This is a genomic window from Arthrobacter sp. NPDC057388, from assembly GCF_042668165.1.
In the GTDB taxonomy this organism is placed as follows: Bacteria; Actinomycetota; Actinomycetes; order Actinomycetales; family Micrococcaceae; genus Arthrobacter.
In genome coordinates this window covers 76,019-102,171 of record NZ_JBHVBL010000002.1, presented here as the reverse complement: position 1 = coordinate 102,171, position 26,153 = coordinate 76,019, and the positions used below count along the sequence as shown (strand labels likewise).

At 61.1% G+C, this 26,153-nt stretch carries 14 protein-coding genes; 11 read left to right on the top strand and 3 right to left on the bottom strand.

Going from position 1 to position 26,153, the window contains the following annotated elements; translation table 11 throughout:
- The first annotated feature begins 32 nt into the window (after nt 1-32).
- Genes drmD through drmC form a run of 5 tightly spaced genes read left to right on the top strand, consistent with a single transcriptional unit; the run spans nt 33 to nt 13,819 of the window.
- The gene (gene drmD / locus ACFUTU_RS01470; protein WP_377960005.1) at nt 33-3,239 is read left to right on the top strand and encodes a DISARM system SNF2-like helicase DrmD; all 3,207 of its coding nucleotides are present in this window, start codon (nt 33-35) and stop codon (nt 3,237-3,239) included.
- Nucleotides 3,229-7,275, top strand: coding sequence for an Eco57I restriction-modification methylase domain-containing protein (locus ACFUTU_RS01465; protein ID WP_377960004.1), 4,047 nt, complete (start codon nt 3,229-3,231; stop codon nt 7,273-7,275). Before drmD ends, ACFUTU_RS01465 begins: the two co-directional genes overlap by 11 nt.
- Complete coding sequence (gene drmA / locus ACFUTU_RS01460; RefSeq protein WP_377960003.1) at nt 7,276-11,010, top strand: DISARM system helicase DrmA; 3,735 nt, start codon at nt 7,276-7,278, stop codon at nt 11,008-11,010. It abuts the gene before it with no gap.
- Nucleotides 11,007-13,088: a DrmB family protein gene (drmB, locus tag ACFUTU_RS01455; protein WP_377960002.1), complete on the top strand. Its 2,082-nt coding sequence runs from the start codon at nt 11,007-11,009 to the stop codon at nt 13,086-13,088. The genes drmA and drmB overlap by 4 nt, the downstream gene beginning before the upstream one ends.
- Before the next feature lie 5 nt (nt 13,089-13,093).
- Nucleotides 13,094-13,819, top strand: coding sequence for a DISARM system phospholipase D-like protein DrmC (drmC, locus tag ACFUTU_RS01450; protein ID WP_377960001.1), 726 nt, complete (start codon nt 13,094-13,096; stop codon nt 13,817-13,819).
- A gap of 188 nt (nt 13,820-14,007) precedes the next feature.
- On the opposite strand, the gene ACFUTU_RS01445 is transcribed toward drmC, so the two are convergent.
- Nucleotides 14,008-14,733, bottom strand: a complete 726-nt coding sequence (locus tag ACFUTU_RS01445; protein WP_377960000.1) for a DUF3883 domain-containing protein — start codon at nt 14,731-14,733, stop codon at nt 14,008-14,010.
- 416 nt (nt 14,734-15,149) lie between these two features.
- Here ACFUTU_RS01445 and ACFUTU_RS01440 point away from each other — a divergent pair, with 416 nt between their 5' ends.
- Nucleotides 15,150-16,979 (top strand): DUF262 domain-containing protein, encoded by a 1,830-nt coding sequence (locus ACFUTU_RS01440; RefSeq protein ID WP_377959999.1) that lies wholly within the window; start codon nt 15,150-15,152, stop codon nt 16,977-16,979.
- Nucleotides 16,980-17,093: 114 nt separating this feature from the next.
- Here the strand turns inward: ACFUTU_RS01440 and ACFUTU_RS01435 are convergent, their stop codons facing one another.
- Together ACFUTU_RS01435 and ACFUTU_RS01430 are read right to left on the bottom strand one after the other, a co-directional pair.
- On the bottom strand, nt 17,094-18,869 hold the full coding sequence (locus tag ACFUTU_RS01435; protein ID WP_377959998.1) for a hypothetical protein: 1,776 nt from the start codon (nt 18,867-18,869) through the stop codon (nt 17,094-17,096).
- 392 nt (nt 18,870-19,261) lie between these two features.
- Nucleotides 19,262-19,933: an NUDIX domain-containing protein gene (locus ACFUTU_RS01430; RefSeq protein ID WP_377959997.1), complete on the bottom strand. Its 672-nt coding sequence runs from the start codon at nt 19,931-19,933 to the stop codon at nt 19,262-19,264.
- A gap of 94 nt (nt 19,934-20,027) precedes the next feature.
- Between ACFUTU_RS01430 and ACFUTU_RS01425 the strand changes: the two genes are divergently transcribed.
- The 5 genes from ACFUTU_RS01425 (at nt 20,028) to ACFUTU_RS01405 (ending at nt 26,101) form a co-directional block, all read left to right on the top strand.
- Nucleotides 20,028-20,990, top strand: a complete 963-nt coding sequence (locus ACFUTU_RS01425; RefSeq protein WP_377959996.1) for an ARPP-1 family domain-containing protein — start codon at nt 20,028-20,030, stop codon at nt 20,988-20,990.
- The gene (locus tag ACFUTU_RS01420; RefSeq protein ID WP_377959995.1) at nt 20,987-22,453 is read left to right on the top strand and encodes an ADP-ribosylglycohydrolase family protein; all 1,467 of its coding nucleotides are present in this window, start codon (nt 20,987-20,989) and stop codon (nt 22,451-22,453) included. Before ACFUTU_RS01425 ends, ACFUTU_RS01420 begins: the two co-directional genes overlap by 4 nt.
- Nucleotides 22,454-22,530: 77 nt before the next feature.
- Nucleotides 22,531-22,704 carry a hypothetical protein gene (locus ACFUTU_RS01415; protein WP_377959994.1) on the top strand — a complete coding sequence of 58 codons (174 nt, stop codon included), beginning with the start codon at nt 22,531-22,533 and terminating at the stop codon, nt 22,702-22,704.
- 37 nt (nt 22,705-22,741) lie between these two features.
- Nucleotides 22,742-24,280 carry a hypothetical protein gene (locus ACFUTU_RS01410; RefSeq protein ID WP_377959993.1) on the top strand — a complete coding sequence of 513 codons (1,539 nt, stop codon included), beginning with the start codon at nt 22,742-22,744 and terminating at the stop codon, nt 24,278-24,280.
- Between the two features lie 141 nt (nt 24,281-24,421).
- Nucleotides 24,422-26,101, top strand: a complete 1,680-nt coding sequence (locus tag ACFUTU_RS01405; RefSeq protein WP_377959992.1) for an NERD domain-containing protein — start codon at nt 24,422-24,424, stop codon at nt 26,099-26,101.
- The last annotated feature ends 52 nt before the right edge of the window (nt 26,102-26,153 follow it).

Genomic DNA, 26,153 nt, shown 5'->3' with positions numbered 1-26,153 from the left:
GCATCAACAAAATCTCTAATGGGGGAGCATATATGATGGTCGCGCCCGCGGCTTCGGTGGTTCACGACGAACTACCAGAGGTAGGCCAGCTGGTCTCGGTTCGAGGCTCAAAATGGATCGTTACCGGCGTGGCCGCGCAAGCTCTCCAACGGTCAAGCGCAGATGATGGGAAAGCCGAGCTCCAGCACGCGGTGTCACTCCAGTCCATCGAGGAGGAGCACTACGGCCGCGAGATGACTGCCATCTGGCAACTGGAACCGGGACGCGGCGTCATTCTCGACCAGGGTCTCCCCCTAGTAGTAGCCCCAGAGCATTTCGACGATCCGACCACGTTCGCGGCGTACGTCGACGCACTCCGCTGGGGTGCTCTAACTTCGGCGGATACCGGGACGCTGCAAGCCCCATTCCGAAGCAGCGCGACCATCGAGGCGTACCAGCTTGAGCCGCTCCGCCGGGCGCTGGAAGCACCCCGAGCAAACCTCCTCCTGGCCGACGACGTCGGCCTGGGTAAGACCGTCGAAGCCGGACTAGTGGTGCAGGAGCTGCTTCTCCGTCACCGCGCCCGATCGGTCATCATCGTGTGCCCGGCCGGCCTGGTAATCAAGTGGCAGGAGGAGATGCGAGACAAATTCGGCCTGGGCTTCGAAGTCGTAAACTCCAACACCATGCGCGACTTCCGCCGACAGTTCGGAGTGCACGCGAATCCGTTTGTTCTGTTCCCCAGGGTGATCGTCTCCATGTCGTGGCTGCCGTCACCGCGAGCCGAGCGCCTCCTCCGGGACGTTTATGCCCGGGCCGACGACAAGCGGGTTGCCGATCGGTACGCCTTCGATGTCGTAATCGTCGACGAAGCCCACCATGTTGCCCCGGCTACGCCCTCGCGAGGCGGCAATGACACGAGCCGCTATGCCGTCGATAGCCAGCGCACGGTAGCAGTTCGTGAACTCGCCAGGCGCTGCGAGCACCGGCTTTTCCTTAGCGCCACCCCGCACAACGGTTACACCGAATCATTTACGGCCCTTATGGAGATGGTTGACCCGCAGCGTTTCGCCCGTGGTGCCGATCTCGATGGCAAGGCGCTGCGCGAAGTGGCTGTACGCAGGCTGAAGAAAGACCTTCCTGGCGAGGGTTTTAAGCTGCGCGAAGTGCACGCAATGCTGTTCCAGCCCTCGAAGGACGAATCTGAGGCCTATGACCGGCTGATCGCGTTCACCAAACGGCGTAACGCGGCCGTAAAAGCCGAGAAGGGCAAGCGAGCCGCCGACCTCGCGACTCTTATCCTTAAGAAGCGGTTCTTCTCGTCGCCGACAGCATTCGCCTCGACCGCCGAAACGTATCTCGCCACCCGTTTGCGTGGAGATGACGACATCGACTTGCCCGACTACGACGAGGTGCTCGGCGACGAAGCCTCGGATGTAGAAGAAGGGCGCCTGGAGCAGCCTGAGCTTGAAGCACTCCGCTCGGCGCAGCGCGCACAAGTTCCTCTGACTCCAGAAGACATTACTGACCTCGAATGGCTCATCGGTTGGGGTCGTCGCTATGCCTCGTTGCCTGACACAAAGCTCAAGGCGCTCATCGGCCTGATCCGCGGTCAGCTGCTCACCCCGGACGGGGTCTGGTTGAACGAACGCCTTGTCATCTTTACTGAGTATGTCTCCACGCTCAACTGGATTCGGGATATCCTCAATGCCTTTGATCTCGGTGGCGACCGACTCGCGGTCATTGAGGGCTCAACCGACGCTGAAGAGCGCGAACTCATTCGGGTGCGCTTTACCGAAAATCCTTCCAAGGACCCCGTTCGGATCCTAGTCGCGACTGACGCCGCAGGTGAGGGAATCGACCTGCAATCCCACTGCCACCGTCTGGTCTGCTTTGACATCCCGTTCAACCCCAACCGCCTTGAGCAGCGCATCGGCCGCATCGACCGCTATGGTCAAAACGAGCGCCCGCAGATCTACCACCCGGATCCGGCAGACAAGTCGGCTACTGCCTCGAACTATGCCAGGGACACAGACTACCTTGCCCGGGTGGCACGCAAGATCTCACGGGTACAGGAAGACCTTGGGTCAGCCGGGGACATCATTGATCCGGATATCCAGCGCACCCTTGGTTATGGAGATCTCCCCGCGCGCCCCAAGCCAGTCAAAGGCTCCGGGGAGCAGATCATTCAGACGGCCATGCAAGGTGAGCATAGTCTCCGTCGTGAACTAACCGCGCTGGCTGACAGGCTTGAAAGTTCCCGTGACCGCCTGCACCTCCATGACGGCAATCTCCGCCGCGTCCTGGAGACCGGGCTCCGGGTGTCCGGGCAACCGGGACTCATGGGCGCGGTGGACCCACACGAACGGGCCAACGTCTATGACCTTCCCTCAGGGCTCGACCGGACCTGGACCCCAGGGCTGGAGGGGCTGAGGACTCGTCTCCGCCCGGATGTGGTGCGCCCCATCACGTTCGACGGCGACGAGGCTAAGGGCCGCACCGACATCGTCTACACGCACTTGGGCCACCCGCTCATCCAGCGCGCCGCACGCGAACTGCGCGGCCAAGTCTGGACCCGCTCCAACCACATCCATGGCGTTAGCGCTGTGGTGGTCAACGGGCTGGAACAGTCGTTTGTGGCCGGCGTTGCACGCTTGGTCGTGGTCGGCGACGGTGGCACCCGCCTCCACGAGGAAGTTTTCCTTGCCGGCACCCGGCTCACTCGACGTCAGGAACTCGGCGTCGAACGCTCGGAAGACCTTCTGGTCACGGCCCTGGACGCCGAGAAACTGACGGCTCCCTCGCCTGGTGTACTCTCCGGGCTAGCCGACCTCTGGAACGCAGATAACGCCGCCGACGGCGGCATTCGCCAGCGCGTCGCCGACGCCGTCGCCTCGCGCGCTCAGAGGCTGCGCAGCGGGATCGAGCAGGACCTAGGCAAGCGCAAGACCGCTGATCTCGAACGTGTTAACGAGGTTTTCGCCCGCTTCCGCCAGACATTGACGGGCACGCTGAACAACGCCGAGGAGCGCAAACGCGAGCTAGAGGACATGCTGTTCCATGAGGAGCAGCGCCAACGCGAAAAGGACCTGGCGAACATCAGGCGGCGCCTCGACGCCCTCGCCGAAGAGCAGCGCGATGAACGGGATGCCGTGTCAAGACGCTACGCCAACCTGCAACCGCACACATTCGTCGCCGCGGTCGTGTTCGCACTGAGCCCTGCCGATGCAGAGAGACTGGAAAAGAACGATGGCAATTAAGGACCCCTGGGAGTGGCTAACACTCGTCGACGCTGACGGGCCATTCCTTTCGCGAGCTGCCCTCAAGTCCGTGTTCCCCAACGGACTTGACCGGCCGTACAATGCCATTGACGACGTTAACAGCACCTTCGTGTACGAACACACCCTGTGGGCGAAGGCGTGGACCGCTAGGCAAGGTCAGCGAGACCCCGCTGATCATCTCGCCTGGCGCGACCGCTGGGTGGCTACTGTCCTACGCGACCTGCTGCAGTGGGGTGAACACCTCGACGCGCACCCGGAGCCGGCGATCATCGCCAGTTCGCCTGATGGAGACGTGACCGTACGCCCATGGGCCTTGCTGGACGCGGGAAACGGCCCTGCCGCGCTGGTCGTAGTCGTTGATCCCACCGACGATCTCCGGCGAACCGGTGCCGATGGTTGGGCCGCTGACGCAATCGACCGAACTGCTGCCCTCCTGCGCGAGGCGAAGGTTAGCATCGGGCTCGTCACTGACGGCCGCTGGTGGGGCATCGTCTCCGCCGTCCGCAACGTCACAACAGCGAGCGGCGTCTTCGATTCGCTCATCTGGCGTGAGGAACGAGACAGCCGGGACGCGTTCCTTGCCCTCGCTGGGCTGGTATCGCTCGCGGGCGGCGCCACGGAGAAGCGACTGCCGAAATTGTTCGAGCTCAGCGTCGCCAGCGCGGAAGCCATCACCGAGGCCCTTGGCGACCAGGTTCGTCGTGCCGTCGAGCTCGTCCTCCAGGCCATGTCCGAGTCACACTTGAAGGCCATCGCGAAAGGGGAAGACTCCCCTCTCCCTGATGACAGTAAGCAGGTGTACGAAGCCGCCGTATCCGTGCTGATGCGTGTCGTCTTCCTCCTCTTCGCCGAAGAACGCGCCCTGCTGCCGCAGCACCAGATGTACCGGGACTCATACGCCATTTCCGAGGTGCGCGCCGAACTTGAACGGCACGCACAGAACGTCAGCGAGGAAGTGCTGGACCACACGTGGGAGACGTGGCACCGCCTCCTCGCCGCCAGCACCGCAATCTACTCCGGTGCTACCTTCGAAGACACGCGCATGCCGGCGTACGGTGGATCACTGTTCGATCCGCATCGTTTCCCCTGGCTTCGGACGACCAACGCACAGGGGCAGCTCTCCGTCCGCGTCTCCGACCGCGTCATGCTCCAGGTCCTTAGGGCTGTCCAGATCGCACATGTAGGCGGCGAAGCCCGCCAACTGTCGTTCCGCGATCTCGACGTCGAACAGATCGGCTACGTCTACGAGGGTCTGCTCGGCTATTCCGCCGAGTACACACGTGATGTTGCCGTGGGCCTGCATGGCAAGAGCGGATATGAGCCTGAGATCACCCTGACGGAGCTATGCACGATCTCCAATGCCGCCACCGGCGGTGCCGATTTCGCGAAGATGCTCATTGACCATCTGGCCAGGACGCAGCCCAACGCCAAACCCTTAACAGTCCGACAGATCGTAAAGGCGTTCAATGCTGATGACGAAACCGAGGCCGCGGATGCACGCACCCGACTCGGTTATGTACTGTTGGGACAAAGCGAGCTAGTCGACCAGCTTGCTCCACTACACTCGCTGATCCGCAACGACCTACGCGACTTCCCGTACGTCGTACCCGCAGGTGGCCTCGTCATGACGGAATCGCCGCAGCGGGCCAATACAGGCACCCATTACACGCCGAGGTCGCTCGCCGAGGAAGTCGTCCAGCAGGCGCTTGAACCCCTCGTCTACTCGCCCGGTCCTCTGGACACGGAAACCTCCGATGACTGGGTCCTAAAGAGTTCCACCGAGATCCTGAGCCTTAAGGTCGCGGACATCGCGGCGGGCTCCGGCGCGTTCCTCGTTGCCGCCGCCCACTACCTCGCCAAGCGCCTCATCGAAGCAAGAACCAAGGAAGGCTTGACCAGCGCCGAGAACGAAGACTCCAAGCGATGGGCAGTCCGAGAAGTCGTCGCACGCTGCCTGTATGGTGCAGACATCAACGGCATGGCCGTGGAGATGTGCAAGCTTTCGCTGTGGCTTATCTCCATGGATCCCGGGAAGCCGTTTTCTTTCGTCGACGACCGCGTGTTCCACGGCAATTCGTTGCTCGGCCTGACCACAGAACGGCAGCTGCGTGCACAGCACATCGATCCCAATCGGAGTCGAATCCTTCAAAGAAAGCTCCTTCAGCTCGACGTCGATAGCGACCTCGCCCGCGCCGCTCAGCTCCGTCGCGAGCTTTCCAGCGGCCAGGTCGACGACGCCGACCGAATGCGATCCACTCGCGCCAAGCGGAAACTTCTTGAGGAGGCGCGCGAAGTCACGAAGCGTCTGCGGGACGTGGCTGACGGCATCATTGCCGCGGGCCTTCGTGAAGGAGGTAAGCCTGGGAAAGAGCTTGAAGCACGCTACGAGGAGCTGGCCGATGCACTTTTCACGGCATACCCCACGAACCGTGAGGACGGCAACCGGGAGCGACTCGATTCGATCCTCGACTCCGGTCTTACTCCAACAGTCGCCACGGGCGACTCACGGTGGAAGCCGCTGCACTGGGTGATTGAGGCGCCCGACGTCCTTGTCGACCGCGGCGGTTTCGACGCGATTGTCGGGAACCCACCGTTTCTGGGAGGGCGCGACATCAGCCCAGTTTCGGGCGCAAACATTCGTAGCTGGCTCGTTGAGGTAGTCGCAAACGGCACGAAGGGCAGCGCTGATATCGTTGTCTACTTTATCCTTCGTGCGGCTGCGCTTCTAAACGCGGGCGGGCAACTAGGGTTGATTGCCACAAATACAGTTGCGCAAGGTGATAGCAGAGAAGTGGGACTCGCCAGGTTTCCGTCGCTCGGCCTGACGATTCGAAGGGCGGTGCAAAGTGCGCCATGGCCTTCCAAATCGGCTGCCCTTGAGTTCGCGATCGTCTGGGCTTCCAAGGCTGCCTTGGCGCCTTCGGTAAAGGTAGTTGTTGACGGAGTACGTACCGCTAAAATTTCGTCCCTACTTGAGCCAGAAGGACAGATATCAGGTGATCCTATCCAGTTGCGGGAGAACCGCAACTTCGCTTTCCAAGGCGTAATAGTTCTGGGTAAGGGCTTTATCCTAAAGTCCGAGGCTGCAATCGCCATGCTCGCAGCTGGACAAAACCGTAAAGTCATCAAGCCCTATATGACCGGCGAGGACCTCAATCAGAGACCTGATTTGTCAAGCGGTAAATGGGTGATTGATTTTGGAGAGATGCCAGAGGAAGAAGCCGCTGCCCATCACGAACCGTGGCAACATCTCACCAACTCGGTCTTGCCCGAGCGCCGGACCAAGGACGCGCGGAAGTATCCGAGGATGGTGCACGAGTGGTGGAAGCACTGGAACCCTAGGCGGGAACTTCAGAAATCAATCGAGGGAGAGTCCCAGGCAATATTAATAGCTAGGCTAAGTAACTCACTTATCCCTCGTCGCGTACCAAACGATTTTGTCTACAGTGAACAATGCATCGTGTTTCTACCCGCCACTTCCGCAAATCTCGCCTTCTTGTCAAGTTCGCTGCATCAGTTATGGGCTATAAAGAACGGCACCACTCGTGGCCAGGGAAACGGCCAACTGTACACCCCTTCACAAATCTCACAGACTCTTCCGAGGCCTGCGTTTACCGCAAAATTGGAAACGCTCGGACAAAACCTGGAAACATTGCAGCGGGCAGTCATGAGTGATCGCTCGATCGGGCTGACATCACTCTACAATCTCGTGAACGACCCCGTCGTGGCCAATGATCCCGACGTAACCAAACTTCGCGAGATTCACATCCAAATCGACCATGCCGTGTTAGAGGCCTACGGCTGGTCAGACATTGCTCTCGACCATGGCTTCCACACTTACCGGCAGATGGAGCGCTTCACGGTAAGTCCTGCCGCTCGCGTCGACATTCTCGACAGGCTGCTGGAAGAGAACCATCGCCGGGCGACACTTGAGGCGCAGAACGGCGGCAAGGCGGTCGCCCCGATGGAGCTCGACTTTGATCCGGAGACTGCCCCAGAAGGAGCCATGTTCTAAGTGACCACCGAGATGACACTCGCCCAACCGGCGACGTCCGCCCAGGTTCGCGACGAGCTCATAGACCTCTTGCAGCGCGATCTGATCGGGCCGTGGGGCGAACCGGACGAGACGGTCAACGGAACGCCGCGAGCCCGCTACCTAGTTGGAGCGCTGGCGCCGGTCGCGATCGGCGACGGTGACCCGCTGCCTGAGGCAAAGACGCAACCAGTGGTAGCAAGCCCTAATGATTTCCGTGACTCTGACGCTGCGGCAGTCCTGGATGTCGACGCGAGCCGGGAAGTCCAAGGCGTTCTGGAGGAGGGCGATGAAACGATAACCGATGCGGGTGGCGCCGACGACGAAGACCGGGGTCCGGAGTCCAAGCTCATCGCCCCGTCGTCGATGGGCATTCGATTCCAGGTCGGTCCCCAGGTGGATAATCTTGTCTTCACGGCGCGGTGGGGGCAGTACGAGTCCCGCCGCGAGACCGACGAAGAAGGGCGTACCCAGACCTACTACGACCGCTCGGACCATGTCGAATCTCGGACAATCAGTCTCGCGGGCATTGGTGCAGGGCAAACTCACTCCGAGGTAATCGTCGAGGGCCACGTGGCGATATCTGTTGAAGTCTTCGACCACGACGGGCTACGGGTGGTCGAAGCCGCGCTGCAGAACACCAAGGTCACGGGTAAAGAATTGCCGCCCAAGGTGTGGCTGTTTCAGACCCAGTTGGACGTCAGCGCCGTCGACGGGAGCGCTGTCTTCCGCCCCACCCGTGACGCGCTTGAGCAGGCGCGCGACTTCGGCGATCCGGAGGTCCTGCAGCTCGATCTGTTGTACCGCGATCGCCTCGAGTTCGCCGTCGGCCGCACGGCCTCCGCCACCTGGACCCTTCCGGATCCGCAGTCCCGCACCGCCACTTCGGTGCGTACGACCTGGCTCCCCACCGCCGAGGTCCCGCAAACCCTTGCACCAACCATCAAGGGGGCCGAGATGAGCATGCGGCTGCTAATGACGGCATCCCCGGATCAGCTTGGGCAATACCTGACACCTTTGCTCGACGGCTATGAGCACTGGCTCCATAACCGACGCCTCGACGCCGCGGCTCTGCCCGAGCACCTCAAGAAAGTCGCGGAAAGCGGAATTCAAGACGGCGAGGATGCACTGAAGCGCCTGCGCGCTGGCCTCGGTCTGCTGACGAATACTGATCCGAATGCCAATGCAAGCGAACAGGCTCGCAAAGCGTTTGCCTTCATGAACCGCACCATGCGTGATCAGCGTCTCCACTCCCAGGTAGCCGCTCTCCGGAACGCGGACCGCACATTGACGGTCAAGGATGCGACCGCAGCGATCGAGGCGAAAGGTGATGGCGCGGCTTCATGGCGCGCCTTCCAGCTCGCATTTATCCTGATGCAACTGCCGTCGATCGTCGATCCGACGTTGCCTCGGCGGTCCGGTGAGTTACCCAGAGCGGAGCTCCTGTTTTTCCCCACCGGTGGTGGCAAGACCGAGGCCTATCTGGGGCTCGCGGCGTTCGCATTCGGCATCCGCCGCCTCCAGGGCGTCATTGAGACGCCCGGAGGCCCGGTCGACGGCCGCGATGGTGTCGCCGTGCTGATGCGCTACACGCTCCGTCTGCTCACCTCCCAGCAGTTCCTGCGTGCCACCACGCTGATGTGCGCCGCCGAACTAGTCCGGCGTGAAGACCCCGCGACGTGGGGCCAGGAACCGTTCCGCATCGGACTGTGGGTGGGCTCAAGCGTCAGCCCGAAACGCTTTGCCGAGGCCGAGCAACAGGTACGGGACGTGCGCAACGACGACGGCAACTCCGCCTACGGACTCACAGTGCTTCAGTTCAGCAGTTGCCCATGGTGCGGTACGCCGATCAACCCGAAGGCGGATGTCGTTGCCGTGAAAGCGACCCAGCGCATCCATGTTTACTGCGGGGACAAGCTCGCGCGATGTCCGTTCTCCGAAGGCGGCACCGCGGTGGAAGGGCTTCCCGTGCTGACCGTCGACGACGAGATCTACCGGAATCCCCCGACATTCTTGCTGGCGACCGTCGACAAGTTCGCCCGACTCGCTCGCGAAGGTGAGGCTGCAAGCCTGTTTGGCTACGTGTCTCAACGCTGCGAACGGCATGGCTACAAGCACCCGGACACGGTGACCTCAGTATGTGGAGCCAGCGGCCACACTGCAAAACCGGAGGGCGGCCGCGTCTATCCGAAGGCCACGGTCAAGTCCGTGGAGCGGTTACGCCCGCCAGACCTCATCATCCAAGACGAGCTCCACCTCATCACCGGCGCGCTCGGCACCGCAGTAGGCTTGTTCGAAGCAGCAATCGACACGCTTTCAACGTGGGAGTACGGCTCTGCTGACAGCCCTGCGCGGGTGAAACCTCTGGTCATCGCCTCCACCGCAACCGTGCGGAACGCCCGGGACCAGGTGATGAAGCTCTATGCACGCCAGGTGCAGATATTCCCGCCCCAGGTCCTATCCGTCACAGACACCTTCTTTTCAAAGGAAGTTCCCATCAGTGAGAAGGACCCCGGACGGCGCTACGTCGGAGTGTGCGCACACGGGGCACGCCTGACCCTGGCGGAAATCCGGGTCAGTGAAATCCTGTTGCTCGCCGGACAGAAGCTGTTCGACGCGCATGGCGCGGCCGCCGAGCCGTACGTGACCTTGGTTGACTATTTCTCCGCCACCCGGGAACTGGCAGGCATGCGCCGCTATCTCGAAGACGACATCGTCACCCGAACAAGTAACCCCGAGAAAGACTCGGGTTACCCCCGGCGAGGATCCACCGGGCTGCGGATCGGTGAACTGACTTCCCGCATCTCGTCAGCCGACATTTCCAAGACGCTGACGAATCTGGGTGTTCCCTTCGACCCGGAACGTGATACGACAACTGCTAAACGGCGGTACGGTGAAATGGCAGCACTCGCCAAGAAAGCTGGCAAGAAGCTGCCCCCGCGGGACATGCCTTATGACGTGGTACTCGCCACGTCCATGCTCCAGGTAGGTGTAGACGTGCCGCGGCTTGGCTTGATGCTGGTGGTCGGCCAACCGAAGAACACCGCGGAGTACATCCAGGCGTCGTCCCGCGTTGGCCGTGAAGCCTCTAAACCGGGCCTTGTGGTCACGCTGGCCAACCGGTCCAGACCGAGGGACATGGCGCACTACGAGCAGTTCGAGCACTACCACGACACTTTCTACGCCCATGTCGAAGCGCTATCCGTGACACCGTTCTCCGACGCCGCTTTGGAGCGGGGCTTAACGGGGGTGCTGGTGTCGGCCGCCAGGGTTGCTGACCAACGGAATGCCTCATCACTGTCACCAGAGACAGGAGCCGGATCCATCACTCAGCGGCGGCCCTTCGTTGACACCCTCGTCGAACGGATCGTCTCACGGATCAGGTTTGCCAGCGGTGGTGACGAAACGACTGCTGACGCTGCCCAGAGCAAACTGATCCTGCGTCTCGACAAGTGGACGGATGAGTCGGACAAGTGGTCTGGCGCTTTGACTTATCAAAAAGACTCGCTGGGTGGTGGCCAGATCGTTTCACCCCTCCTGGTGAGCCCGGAGACAGTGGCTCCCGACGAAAATAGCCGACTGTTTCAAGTGGCCAACTCGATGCGAGAAGTTCAGCCGGAAATCAATCTGCTTGTAACACCGGTTGTTGGCAAACTCGCGGAACCGCTCAGTGCAGCCGCGCCGAAATGGGTCTTCTCGAAGAAGGATGCGAAATGAGTCAGGTCGTAGACGAGAGCGAAACCACCGTTCCCGGAGTGGTGGCAAACCCCTTTGGGGAGCTGGAAGCCATTCCCGGGAAGAATCACAGCCGTGTCGGCTCGGTACGCCCCAGCGCTTTGTTGTACACCTCAGGAATAGGAGCCACGGTCGACATGCCTCACATAGCGGTAATGCCCCAGGGGCTCGATGCCTGGGACATCGCCTACTCGAAGCAGGGCGGCGCACAGCTGGTATTGGTGCCGAGGCTGCTCGATGCGGTACGCAAAATGTTGCCCCGCGTAGAGGAGCTGCGACAACCCCCCTGGGTACCGGAAAAGACTCATGAGGGCGGCACCCCCATCGGAATCCCGACTCGTGTCTTCCCGCAATGGCTGCGCTGCACCGGCTGTGACCTCCTGGCGCCTATCTCGGAATCGCCCGAGTTCGAATTCGTGAACACCAGCAAGCACCGGCCTGACAAGGCACAGTTCGTGCACAAGTCGTGCAAGGGCCGCCCAAAGAAGGGCCAGAAGCAGGGCACTTTGGAAGCCCGACCGCGCCTGGCCGTACCTGCCCGTTACTTAATCGCATGCACAGACGGGCACTTGGACGAGTTCCCGTATGTGGAGTGGGTGCACGGTGCCGACGGTGACCCCGTGAAATGCAAGGTGCCCAAGCCTGCAATGCGCATGATGGAGTGGCGCTCGAACCTGGGACCCCAGGTCAAAATCTCTTGCGTGGCCTGCGACGCCTCGCGCAATATCGCTGAGCTCACGCGGGCCGGCGGAGAAGAAATGCTCCCTGACTGCCGCGGACGGCACCCACACCTTCCTACTTACGCGCCAGAAGATAGCCCCTGTCAGGCGGACGTCAGGCTCATGCTCCTGGGCGCAGCCAACCAATGGTTCCCAGCCTCGGTGAGCGTACTCGTGCTCCCAGCACGCAAACACATCACGGCCGTAGACGTGGCAGAGACAGTGAAGGGCTTGCCGGCCGTCACCTTTGCAGATGTGCAGACGCTCGACGATCTACTTGGGTGGCGGAAGTTTGGCCCGAAGGATGTCCGTTCCATCTTCGACGGCATCACAGATGATGCCCTGTGGAACGGAATACAGGTCGCTCGAGGCCAAGTAACCGCCACAACCGACGCCCCCGCCGTTCCGTCGGGCTTTGACCCGATCAGTCTCCTTGAGCCCGAGTGGGACACTCTTGTCCACCCCGAGGATTTCGAACGCGAGGACCGGAGGGCCGGCTTCCGCGTCCGTGCCGTGAACGTAGCAAACGCCCTGCAACCAGTACTTTCGGACGTAGTCGCGGTGGAGCGAGTCAAGAAAGCCAACGCTTTCATCGGATTTACGCGAATCGATGCCTTGGACCGCGTGGGCGATGCCCCCAACCGGATCGCGCCACTCGTGCAATCCGGCAAACCCAAGTGGGTTCCAGCGACAGAAGACCGCGGCGAAGGAGTATTTTTACGGTTCGACGAGAGTGTGATTCGGGCATGGGAAGACGACGTGCTCAGCTCCGACGTCTGGCAGGCCCACATTGCAGCACATGAACGAAACGTGGCCCGCCGACAAAGCCGCACAGCGGAGAAGATCGACGCGGCCGACCGTATGCCGCCGCCGCGGTACTGGGCGCTGCATACCATGTCGCATCTGCTCATCCGTGAAATGGCAATGTCCAGCGGCTACGGCTCCGCATCACTATCCGAGCGTCTCTACGCTTGGCGTGAGACCGAGGATCGGGAGGCAGCCGCAGGCATTCTGATTGCCACGACGTCCCCGGACAGCGAGGGAACGCTCGGAGGGTTGGTTGATCTGGCCAGAACGGAGCGGCTGGAAGGGGTATTCCGGGATGCGCTGCGGCGGGCTGAGCGGTGCTCGTCGGATCCCATCTGTGCGCATCGGGTACCTAGCGGCCAAGAGGACTTCCTCCACGGTGCTGCCTGCCACTTCTGCCTCTTCGTGTCAGAGACGTCCTGCGAGAAGGCTAATCGCTTCCTTGACCGTCGCTTCGCATTGACGCTGAATGCGGGCCCTGAGTACGCCGTCACTGGTCTGCTCCAACCGGTGCTAGCAACGTTTGGAGGCTAGGCATAATGGCGGATGCATTGCTTCTGTTGGCTCAGGCGCTGACCTCCGCGCAAGCCACCAGCATCGCCGCTTCATTGGAAATAGACGGGCGGCTGGATCGAGCAGTGTCGTACTTGCCGAACTCGTCGCATGCCGGGGTCGAACTGCTCCCGAAAGCACTCTCATTGCTCGGTGAACCAACACTGTTGGCATCAGTGCTACGCGGATACGCGTCCGCAGCGGATCGGGCGCCTGCCCCCCCAAGGGCAATCTGGAGCGGTCCGAGCTTCCCCGGCGACGGCGATCACACTACGGCGGCTGTCTCCCATTTGGTCGACGAAGCAAAGGAAGACGTTCTCGCCTCAACTTACTCCGCGTCGACTACCTCACCATTCATCGAGGCCCTTTGGCGGGCAATTGCCAGAGGCGTGTCCGTCACCCTCGTGCTTGAAGGGTCAAAGATGGAAGAAACCGCCGCAATGCTCCAAGCCAAGCTCGAAGGCGCCCGCTTCCTCAAATATGTTCCACCAGCGGGGCAGTACGGAGTTCAACATTCAAAGGTCGTCATAGTGGATTCTTCTCTGGCGATCGTGACGAGCGCTAACTTCAGCGATGCAGCCGCTCACCGAAACCTCGAAGCAGGTGTTCTAATCCGTGATCCCCTTTTTGCATCCAAACTCAGACAGCGCTTCACCTCGCTGCACAAGTCTGGGTCGCTGGATCATCTTTCGTCGAATCCAACAAAGGTTTGACCGAGCCCACCAGCGCCTTGACCTCCCTCATCTCCCGGTTGGACGCGTCCACTGGGAGAACTCGAAGATGCGCGAGCTTGTGAAGCTCTTCGGCACGCCCGAAGACCAGGACGATCTCGGCAAGGGGCAACTCAGACGCGGTCGGCGGCAGTCTTTTGGCTGAAGATCGCTGCTGCCTCCTCACCTACTCATACATTCGGTAGAACGGCTTCCTCGGCCGGTAATTGTGACGCTGAGCGAGTTTTGGGTGCCGCTGCAAACGAAAGCGCATCTAAGTTGCAGGATTTTTCCAGGTCTCCCTCCAGTCGGTAGAGGCCCGTCCCTTTGGGCGATCCAAATCCGTAGAGTCGGTAAAGGTGGTAAAGCTCTGGAGAGGCGCTTGAGGCACGGACTTCGCCCCGGGTGACGAAGAAAGGAACGTCTATCGCATACTTGGTGGTCTTGACCTCGATCCATTTTTCTCGGCCGGTCCGGTCAAAGGAAAGCACATCATATCCGAGGCCATCCCCTTTCGTTTGCGCAACATGCTCAACGCGGTCCGCCAACTTCCTTCGACCAATACTGTGGAGAAAGGACTGCTCGCGCTTTACGACAGCCAGTTCACCCGCCAGACCAAGTGCTCGGTTGGCGGCTTCTAAGGCAAGATAGTCTCGTTTGAAAGTCCGTGCCATTGCCCGACAATGCAAAAGATCAGTGATTACTTCGGGCGGAGCCACCGTCTCCCGCAGAATATCAACGGGTCCGATAGGAGCACTCTCCGTAAGGACGGTTTCGAGAATTTCATCGATCGATTTGCGGCGAGTCAACTCTCCAAGTACGGACTCCACCAAGCTTCGCTGATAGTTAGCGCGCGGAGATAGACCTCGGAGGTGTGGGTATCCAAGCCCAACAAGCACCGCACTAATGTTGCTCATTTTTTGCTCTATTGATTTTACGTTCCTTGACGTCAGACGCGCTGACAGCTCTCGATAAATTGCGGCTTTGACAAGGTGTCGCCCCTGGAGATCCATGAACCACATGTCAAAGTATTTCTCGACAGTCGCACTAACTTCGGCGTCAGTCCACGGTTTTCCCGTCTCACCCATAATCATGGAGCCAGGATATAGCACGTGACTCTACTCCCGGCCGGTAGGATATCCATTTTGCGCATAGTCGGCTGTTGTATACGGCGAAGTGCTCACTTTATGTGGCGTCACACGTACAGTCAGGCACGAGCTCATTCGGCAAGGCACGACACCCAAGGTCGCGGTGCATCAGCGCCAACAGTACGGATAGCATGGCCATTACCAGTTTTGACGTTTCCACTCGATCTCCGCCAGGAAGGCAACCAATGTCGTTCGACAGCCCCATCCGCGATCTTGAAACGCTCTTGAAGGACATCGACGCCGGAAAGATCCAGCTTCCGGACTTTCAGCGCCCTTGGAAGTGGGACGTCGACCGCATCAGGAGCCTGCTGGCAAGCATCGCCAAGGGGTTTCCTGTTGGCGTAGTCATGACGCTTGAGACAGGGTCAGATGAGGTTAATTTCGCCGTGCGGCCACTGTCCGGCGCCAGGACTTCGAACGCCACTCCGCATTTCCTCCTCCTGGATGGCCAGCAGCGGCTCACTTCCCTCTACCAGTCACTTTTGGGCCAGGAGCCTGTTGATTCCTGTGATCCTCGCGGCAAGGTCATGAGGGGGTACTTTTACATTCGAATCGACGCATCTCTCGATCCTGATTTAGACATGGAAGACGATGCCATATTCTTTGTGAAAGAGGACCGCGTTGTCAGAGCCAACTTCGACCGCGACGTAGTTGCAGACTTTTCCGACATGGAGAAGGAGATAGCAGCAGGGGTATTTCCTCTTAATAAAATATTCGACACGAGCTACACGCGGAAATACAGTCGGCAGTTCCACAATAGCCATCCGGACTCCGACAACATGCTTGATGATTTTTTTGACGGCCCCCTCAAGCAACTTTCCGAATACAAGGTTCCTGTCATCGAACTATCGAACACGACCAAGCGTGAAGCGGTCTGCACGGTCTTCGAAAAGGTCAACACAGGTGGCGTCGCTCTTAACGTATTCGAACTTCTGACTGCTACTTTCGCTGCCGGAAGCGCGGACTTCCGCCTCAATGACGACTGGACGGCGCGTAAGAAAAAGATTGTGTCGCTTCGGCCAGTACTATCTGGCCTAGAGAACACGGACTTCCTCCAGGCAATTAGCCTGCTGGCCAGCAGAAAACGACGCCTCAATTACTCGGGCGAATCAGAGAAGGTTCCCGGAATCACTTGCAAACGCAAGGATATTCTCAAGCTGTCGCTTGATGACTACTTGGAGTGGGCCGACAGACTTACGGATGCATTCATTTGGGCAGGCCAGTTTATCAACAACCAGTTCATCTTCCGGCACCAGGATCTCCCCTACCGAACGCAGCTGGTCCCGCTGGCGGCTATACGGGTTGCGCTGGGGACCGACGCAGACCTGCAAGGCGTCGCGCGCCTCATCACACGCTGGTACTGGAGTGGAGTCCTGGGTGAGCTTTACGGCGGAGCCGTCGAAACACGATTCGCACGAGACCTCGAAGAAGTAGAGGCATGGGTTCGGGGTGGCAATGAGCCAGGTACAGTGGCTGGCGCCTCCTTCAACCCGGACCGGCTCCTCACTCTCCGAACGCGCAACTCCGCCGCATACAAGGGCATCTATGCTTTGACCATGCGGGGGGACGTCAAGGACTGGATTTACAACCGAACCATCAATCAAGGCTCCTATCAAGATTTCGCCATAGACATCCATCACATATTCCCGCAAAAATGGTGTGCTACGGCTGGCATTGACAATGCATTAGTGCAGAGCATTGTAAACAAGACGCCAATATCAAGCTCCACCAATAGATTCATTTCAGCAAAAGCTCCCAGTCGGTACGTCGCCGAACTGGCTGCTCGCGCCCAGATCACGGCAGAAGAAATTCACGCGTCCATCGCGGCCCATCAAATCGAAGTTCCGCATCTTCTCACCGATGACTTTCACGCGTTCTTCGAAGACAGAAGGCATCGACTGCTTAATCTGATTGCGTCAGCCATGGGTAAGCCCGTACTGACTTCGGACCTTTACGGGCGTGATGATTTCGAGCTTTTTGATGAAGCCGAACTAATCGAGTCGGGGGCCGAATAGCCGCAGAAGCCTAATCGATAACCAAACGCGTGTCCCGTTCTGGCTTCGGCTGCGCGGCAGTCTTCCAGGTGCCAGAAACTCAACCCTGCTCTTTCCGAGCGTTACGCCTCTTTCCTACGGAAGGACTGAGCCAAATACTTCTCCCACCATTGCCGTCAGCTGGCGGGAATGCGCCTTGTAACGATGCATCATGTTTGTGGTTCCACTGGCCTGCAGAACATCTCCATTCGGCATCAACGTCGCCGCCGTCTTACCATCACGAACCAACTGCCAGATAGACCCATCTGCCAATTCATCGACTGCTACAAAATCCCACTGGGCTTTTTCTCCCACGGCAAGCCCTAGGATATGCGCCATCACTCGATAAACAACTGTCCGGACCGTAGTCGGGGCGCTCTTGTCCCTAACCGGGATGGCTAGCTTCCTTTCGAGATCAGCAAGTAGCGCCCGCTTGTTGTCGGACATGTAGATCTCTACTGCATCCGCCGCCTTGACGCCTTCTGTCCAGATACCACCGTCTCGTGAGATGAGGATGGAAGGGCCGGCCGTGTTCAAGAGACGCAGCCCGTCTCCGAAGTCGGGCTCCCAGTAGTTGTGCAACACGTAACCAGGCTGACGGCGACACAGTTCACTCGCGAGCCAGAAGACTGATGCGTTCTTGTGGCCCTTCACCGAGGGCGCGTTTGGGACCTCGGCTGTGCTGCTTGACTTTCTCGCCTGAATCTCAGTTGGTCCTTTCTGCCCCAGAAGGTGAGCCTCGTGAGAGCCTGAAAACCACAACCTCGTAACAGGAGACCGGCGAAACGTCCCCAGCGTTCCCACTGGCGGCGCCATGATGGTTACCTCCAGATGCGGATTCTGGAACTCGCTCGAAAATTTGCCTTTTGCGGTCTCAAGCTGGGATCTCCAACCAGCCATTGCGTCTAACTCCAACACGACTTTCGTTGTCGGTCCCTGGCCGACTGTGGAATAGAGACGCATATCTCTTAAAGCAACCAACTCGGGACAAAACATCTGCCACTTTAGGTGCTCCTGAATGTGCAGCTCCCCGCAGCGATCGTACTTCTCAGCGTTCTCTGATTTCTCAAATAGGGCACTTATCCTCAGGCCAGATTTCGCGTAATGGAGTCCGCAATTTCCAGTCGAATGTGGAATCCAGTCCCCTTGCGCGTGACTGAAGTACATCAGCGCATCGGTTCCCCACACACGCCTCAGCATGCGCAGCTCGGGGGTACCGTCGGGCATGCACAGGAGTATCCATCTAGCTATTCCAAGAGCGGGATCAGACCAGCCCAGGTAACCGAGTGCTAGATGCGGAAGCGGCGTCCAGTATGCAATTGCCGCATCATGCCTGTCCCGCAGCATCCCTTCAGACATGAGGCAGGTCAAGTCCCACCCCTGAAGTGTCTGCACCATCGGGCCGATGCCAACGGACCACGGTGGGTAATCCCCGAGCAAGTTCGGGTCGTGAGGACTGTGGTTTTCCTCTACTTGGCTCGAGCATGCCCGTCCCGCCGAGGACTTTTGGATGGAATTCAGTGCGCGGGCGAAATCATTGATCTCTTTCCAAGCTTTCAAGAGCAATCCGTTATAGAGAAGGTCCGTTCTTTCTCGCAGCTGCGTTGCGGACTCGTCGCACGTCAAATTCAGCAAGGCAAGGGCGGCTTGCGGATTGTTCTTGTTGCCGGTTGGTTCGCCAACAATGGCCGTCACTTCTCGTAATACATCCTCAGACGAATAGCCGGCTGCGATCCGAACTCCTGACGGAAGCTTCAGACCTGTCAGCTTGAGTAGCTTTCGAAGAAAATCAAAAGCTTTTATGGCTAGCTCTGGATGCTCCTTTCCTTTTGTTAGGCAGTGCTGCATCTGCGACCAATTTTTTTGTGCCATCGAAAGCCTGTCCATCCTATGCTGAACCAGAAGTGACAGAAGCGCGGCTGATTCCAACGCCAAGGCATCGTCATCGACTGAGGCGAGCGGAGTCCAAACACAATGAGACATGGCTAGAGCATATTCCTTCTGTAAACCGGCAATAAGCACCCTGTGGCATGAATTGCCTAGCCGTACAGCCCGGTCGAGTATGGCGGTCCGAAACCCCATCGGTACTCCAACCCCAGGCCCGCCGCCATTTGAACAGTGGCTGGAACGTACCGGCCTGGCACAACCCCGTCAAAAAACGATCACAGCGTTGAGGAAAACCTATATACAAGAAGCACTCATCAGCCGTCATGGAAACGTGCAGTCAACGGAATTGGCTGTTGCTGCTCCGGAGGTCAGCCACTTCATCGAACTACCCGCCGCCACAACCTGGACGGCCTCCCCCGCGTCCCGTCCGACATCCGCCCCGTCCCCGCCAGCTGCGGCTCCATGAACCGGCGGAAAGTGTCCCGCATCAGCGAGCGCCCGGCCACCACCTCATGCAGGTCCCGCAGTTCCTTGAGCGTGAACGGCTCATCGAGCAGCGCCCCAGGATCGGGCGCCTCAGCATAGGTTGCCCGTATCCATTCCACCGCCTTCGCCGCGATCTCCGCATGCCCGTACGGCAACCCGGCGATTAACTCCGGTTCTCCGGCAACAGAAGCCAGCCGGACGCCGTCGGACTTCAACGCTTCTTCCAACTCCGCCAGCGGCACCACGTCCACGTGCGCGACGGACAGCACCCAGCCCCGGTCGTCCCGCTCCGGATCGTCGAAGACGTGCAGCTGCCGGGGCACCCGACCCGAGATCCCCGCCTTCTCCCGCAGGGACCGCAGCACGGCGTCCGCCAGGCGCTCCCGCTCCCGCAGGAAGGTGCCGGGAAGCGCCCACTCGCCGTGATGATGTTCTTCGCCCCGCCGCACCAAGAGAACCTGGAGCGCGCCGTCCGCAACGGTCAGTACCGCAGTGTCCACAGCCACCGACGGCCGCGGATAGTCGAGCAGGGACGGGGCGGGAGTGTTCTTCGAGGCCTTCACACATCATTTATTTCAGTATTGCGCAAAAGATTCAAGCCGTGCATACTTGAGGCAATTAGCTCAGATCTGAGCTAAAGATCTGAAGGAGGTCATCATGAACGTTCCACAGCTACACGTCGGGGCCGCCACCAGGCTGGGCCCGCTGAGCATCTTTCCCGTCTGGACGGCTGCCACCGGCGACCTTGGCATCAGCACCGGCACCCACGCCGATGTCGCCGTGACTGAACTGGCCAGCGGTCCGCAGGTCGCCAAGCTCACCGTCACCAACAATGGCGCCCGCGCCGCCCTCCTGCTCGAAGGCGAGCTGCTCGAGGGCGGCCAGCAGCACCGGACCTGCGCCCGGGACGTCGTCCTCGGCCCGGGCGAGACCCGCGACATCGACACCTACTGCGTGGAGGCCGGCCGCTGGGAAGGCACCCACAGCCACCGCCGCCAGGCCCGCCGGGCGCCACTCAACGTCCGGTCCGAGCTCGTTGCCACGGTTGCAGATCCGGGTGGCGCATGCCGCCAGGACCGCATCTGGAACCGCGTCAGCCGCTTCGACGCCGCCGGGGGACGCTCCGCAACCAGCTCGCTGCTGGAGCACATGGACCGGCTCGCCGCCGAGCCACGGCGGGATAGCCGGATCGATCCCGGCGCCGCCCCGGTTCCGCTGGAGGGCCAGCGCGGCGTGGTGATCGGGCTCGGCACGCGGCCGCTCCTGGTGGAGGTCTTCGGCACCCACACGCTGTTCCGCCGCCACTACCGCCAGCTGGTCGAATCCGTGCTGTTGGACCTGGAGGTCCTGCCGCCGCACGTGATGGCGTCAGGCTCGTTGCCCGGGCAGCGGGCCCGCGACTTCGCCGCCGCCGTCCAGGCTCTGGAGTTCGGCCCGTTCGACGACGGTCTGCCGGCTCTGGAGGTCCGGAACCACGGTTCCCTGCGCAGCCGCAACATCGCACACACCGCTGGACACCTCGCAGCGGCGGGAATCGCCGTCGCCCTCCCCCAGCGCGAACCCGAACTGGCCCACCTGACCAGCTGGAACACCAACCACCCTCTGATGGAGCTCGCATGAAACTCAACTCACTGCAGAAGGACCGCGCCGCCGGCGTCCTGGTCACCCTGGCCGCAGGCGACGCCCTCGGCGCCGGCTACGAATTCGGCGCACCGCTGCCCGAGGGCACTCCCGTGAGCATGAAGGGCGGCGGCCCGTTCGGCTTTGCCCCCGCCGAGTGGACCGACGACACGTCCATGGCCGTCGCCCTCGCTGAGGCGCTCGTGGACTCCCCCTCGGCGCCCGGCTCCGCCGCCGCACTGATCGCGACCGTCCGCGCCTGGGCGCGATGGGCCGCCGAGGCGAAGGATGTCGGGGCCCAGACCAGTTCCGTGATCGCCGCCGCCCGGCGGCTGGCCGCAGCCGGTGGCCGGAGCGAGGCCCATGCGAGCGACTTTGCTACGGCTGCCGCCGAGTTCCACGCCAGCACCGGCCGCAGTGCCGGCAACGGCTCGCTGATGCGAACAGCTCCCCTGGCGCTGGCCTACTTGGACCGGAGCCCGAGCGAACTCTTTGCCCAGGCCGGAGTGGTCAGTGCCCTGACCCACGCCGATGCAGACGCACTGGAAGCGTGCGGCCTGTGGTGCGTCGCCATTCGGAAGGCGGTGCTCACCGGCGAGCTGGATGTCCGGGCCGGTCTTGATCTTCTGCCGGCAGCGCGGGCTGCTGTCTGGCTGGAACGGATCGAGACGACGGAGCGGTCCCGGCCACGGGACTTCGCCCGCAACGGCTGGGTGGTGGAGGCGTTCCAGGGGGCCTGGAGTGCCATCCGCTTGACATCGGCCTCCGCGTCCGGCCCGGCGCACCTCCGGGCGGCTCTTGAGGAGGCCGTCCGCGGCGGCCGCGACACGGACACCGTCGCCGCGATCGCCGGCGGGCTGCTCGGCGCCGCCTATGGCTACTCGGCCGTTCCGTTCGAGTGGCGGCAGCACCTGCACGGCTGGCCGGGGCTGCGCGCCCGTGACCTGATGGCGCTCGGCATGGAGCTGGGCCGCGGCCAAGGCCGCCGCATGGATTCTTGGCCGCGCGCGGCGACCCACGACTACAGCATGTGGGGTCGCACCGATGCGCTGGTCCAGCACCCGCACGACGACGGCGTCTGGCTGGGCGGCGTTGGTTCCGTCGCCCGTGTGGCTGAGCTGGGGATTGAGGCGGTCGTGTCACTGTGCCGGCTGGGCACGGATGAAGTCACATCTATTCCCGTTCATGACCACGCCACCTTCTGGCTCGCTGACTCGGTGAACAACGCAGATCCCGACTTTGTGCTCCGGGAGGCGGCGGCCGCCGTCGAACGCTACCGGGCGGAGGGCAAGACCGTCCTGCTGCACTGCGTGCGGGCGGAGTCACGGACTCCGACGGTAGCCGCACTGTACGGCGCGCAGGCGGCTGGCGTGACTCCCCTGCGAGCGCTGGAAGACGTGCGGCGGGTCCTGCCTGGAGCTCGGCCGAACCCGTTGTTTATGGAGCTGCTGGGCCGTCCGTAAACCCCAGCAGGCGGCGCGGCGGCTAATCCTGCATCACGGTTGCGAAATTGTCCGAACCTACTGGTAAGAATGTGACCATGACAACAACTCCTGAACTCAGTCGGGAGCAGCGAGACGCCGCGATGGTGGACCGCTACTCAAACGGTGAGACCCTCGACGCCATCGGGCAGAGCTTCGTCGTCACCCGCGAGCGCGCCCGCCAGATCACCGGCGGGACATGGCTAGACGCTATCCGTTCAGTTCAGAAGTAGATGGGATGTCATGGAGGCAACTAATTCAGGCCCTGTCATGAGCGGCATCATTCCTCCACCTGGCTGGTTCGTTGATCCCGACCCGTTGAGGAAGGCTTATCGGAACGGAGACCCGATCCGGACAGTCGCGGCAGCTTTTGGCGGCAGCATCAATGACATCTCCTACACGATTACGGACCAGTCAGATGCTGGAGATGACCTTGAGCGGGCGAGATCTATTCAACGGCGAAGCCTTGCCACCACCGGGGCGCTCGCTGCCAACGAAGACATGGTCGAACGGCTGTTTGCAGCTGACATTTCCAGGGAAGACATTCCGAAAGTTCTGTCAGCCCTGGGCATCGAAGTGGATAATGACATCGCCGTCGAACTGCTGCACATTCCGGGTGTCCCCGGAGGCCAGCTTGAAGAACCCCTCCCCCCGCGACGGCTGGGCGACAAACTCAGCCTGCTCTACATCACAGGTAAGTACCACGGAATCGACCCTGACTACGAGCTTGCGCTGGGCAAGATTTCACTGACCGCTGTAACAAAACTCCGGGAGCTTTTGCACCCGTCCCTCCCTTACCGGCGCCTCGCTGAGATCCTGGCAGTCATAGAAACAACGGCACTCGCGATCCGGGCCCGAAGGATCACGACACTCACCTACGCCGATTACGAGGCAACAGTCGAAACGCACTCCCGGCGCCGGGTCACACCCACCAAGGACCCCGCTGACCCGTGGCCTGTTCCGGCATCCACCCTGCGACGACGGTACGGTCATGGATTCTGGGAGGAAGCGCTGAGAACAGTGGGTCTGCACCTTGCCTCCGGCGAGGACCGTTTCAGCGAGCTCGATTATTTTGAGGCGCTCGACCGCTATACCGAGGAATGCCTCGAATTCGAGTATCCGATGGACATCGACATCTACGATCGTTGGGTCATTGCCGAAACGGCGATACGCCACGAATGCCCCTCAGCGGTGGAATTGATCCGCCGCTATGGGAGCTGGGCTGCAGCGCTGGAATCCGTCCTTCCGCTGCAGTGCACAGAGGAAACGAAACCAGACGACGGGGAGTCTGGGTACGTTGACTACGATTCCGGCTGGGGAACGCTGGAGGAGCTGGAGGAATGGGAGCAGAACCTGGACAATGACTGGCTGGCCGCCGGGAAACTCGTAGGCCAGCTCATTGAAGCTCTGCCCGCCGGTTCTTTTCTGCATGTCCGGTACGCTGCCCCCGCAGGTCGACAGCCCGCTCCGTACGCACGTGCGATGACCGGGCCCGAAGGGGTCTACTGCGAAATTGTCTCGGATGCTGGCCTAACCCCGCACGAATGGCGCCTTAGCAAGCATCGTCTATCCGAGGACGGCTGGTCGGCTCCAAACGAAAACAACGCGAACTGGCATAAGGCAGGCGTGCCTCGCGCTGAGGCCGCCGCCCAAATCCTCAATGGAATCCGGTTCGGCCGCGTACCTGTGGAGGCAAGCGAGCTGATGTGGAGCGTCGGGCATGTACCGGATGGTTCCGCCCCCGCGGGCGGCGTAACGCTGGACGCTGCCCTTAGAGGAGTGGTTCAAACCGTGCGAAATGCCAGCTGAGCAAACCGCGGAATCAGGACGATAGCTGTGGCCGGGTGAAGGCCTAGCTGAAAATGTTCGCGACTGGGCGGCGCTCGATGAGCGCTCGATTGCCGTTGCATCCGCGAACCCTAAAGGACAATGCATAAGAATGGGGGCACAGTGAGGTGCATTCCGGAAAAACCGGAGTTTGGCGACGGACAGGTGGCCGAGAAGGCCGTGTGGGAAGCACTGCGGAACAGCCTGCCGGATGACTGCGTCCTGGCCCATTCGGTCCAGGTACGGGACGGCCGGGCCGAGCATGAGATCGATCTGCTCGTGCTGTGGCCCGGCGTCGGCATGGCCGCCATCGAAGTGAAGGGCGGGCTTGTCTCCATCCACAACGGGCAGTGGTACCAGTCCGACCGAAGTGGGAAGCACCGCATCCTTAGCCCCATTGCCCAGTCCCAGGGGTCGCTCCACGCGTTCAAGGGCTGGATTGGCGGGCAGCTTGGGACGCCCGTGACCAGCCGGTTCGCCTACATGGTTGCGCTGCCGTACACCCCCGTGCGGCAGGACTGGGATATGGCTGGCTGCCCGCGGACCCTTGTCCTTGACCAGGCAGACGTCGCGTCGCCGGCGGAACTGGTACGTGAAGCGATAGAGCGCGAAGGCGGCGGAGCCAACGTGCTGGCTTCGTCCTTCATGGATCGCATCGTCAAGCACCTGAGCGCGGATTTGAATACGCAGTCCGTTGATTCCCTGGATCCACAGGAAGCCGAGGACGCACAGGATCACCTAACTGAGCGGCAGGCAGTGCTGCTGCAGGCCACGAGGTCACTCAACCGGGTGAGGTTCACCGGGGGTGCCGGCAGCGGGAAGACCTGGCTCGCCGTGGAGAAGGCCCGTCTGCTCAGCAAGCAGGGCAAACGCGTCGGTCTCTTCTGTTACAACAAGGGCCTCGGGCAGTATCTGCAGGACCGGGTTTCCGGCTGGCGCCAGGCAAAGCCCGTCTTCACCGGTGAGTTCCACGAATACGTACGGGGGCTGGGCGTTCCCGACGGTTCGGGGCAGGAGTATTTCGACGTGGAGATGCCCCGCCTGCTAAAGGAACTGGCAACCAAGATGGAGCAGCATGAGCGGCTGGATGCCGTCGTCGTCGATGAGGCACAGGACTTCGCCCCGCTGTGGTGGGATGCGCTGCTCGCCTGCACCAAGAACCCCGACGACGGCGAGGTGTATGCCTTCATGGATGACCGTCAGGATGTCTACCGCAGGTGGTGCGGGGCGACGGCGGACTTCACCTTTGGGCCCACGGCAAGCTTTGTGCCCATCCACATTGATGAGAACCTACGCAACACTCGCAAGATCGCGGAAACCTTCAAGCCTCTGGCCGGAGAGCATTTCACTCCGCGCGGCAGCACGGGCCTGCCCGTTCGCTTCGTCGATTGCGCTTCGGACGAGGCGCTCGATATCGGCGGAGACTGCGTGGATGCGCTCATCACCGAGGGGTGGGCCAACAACCAGATTGCGCTCCTCACCACAAAGGAGCGGCATCCAATTCATCTGGACTTCTTCGAACGCGGCGCCACCGATGACTACTGGCGCGAGTTCCACGCAGGCGAAGCTGAATTCTACGGCCACGTACTGGGCTTCAAGGGCCTGGAGCGCTCTGTCGTTGTGCTGTGCGTCAACGGATTCAAGGACATGGAACGCGCAGCGGAGCAGCTGTACGTCGGCCTGTCCCGCGCGAGGAGCCTGCTGGTGGTGGTTGGCGACAGCGCCCTGCTGGAGGAAGCCGGCGGCAGGGAGCTGAAGATGGCGCTCTCGAGGGCGCAGGCGTGGTGGCCTCCTCAGGCGTGACGTCGCTGTCTGCCCCGTTCGGGCTCGCACGACGGCGGGCAGTTCAGTTTTT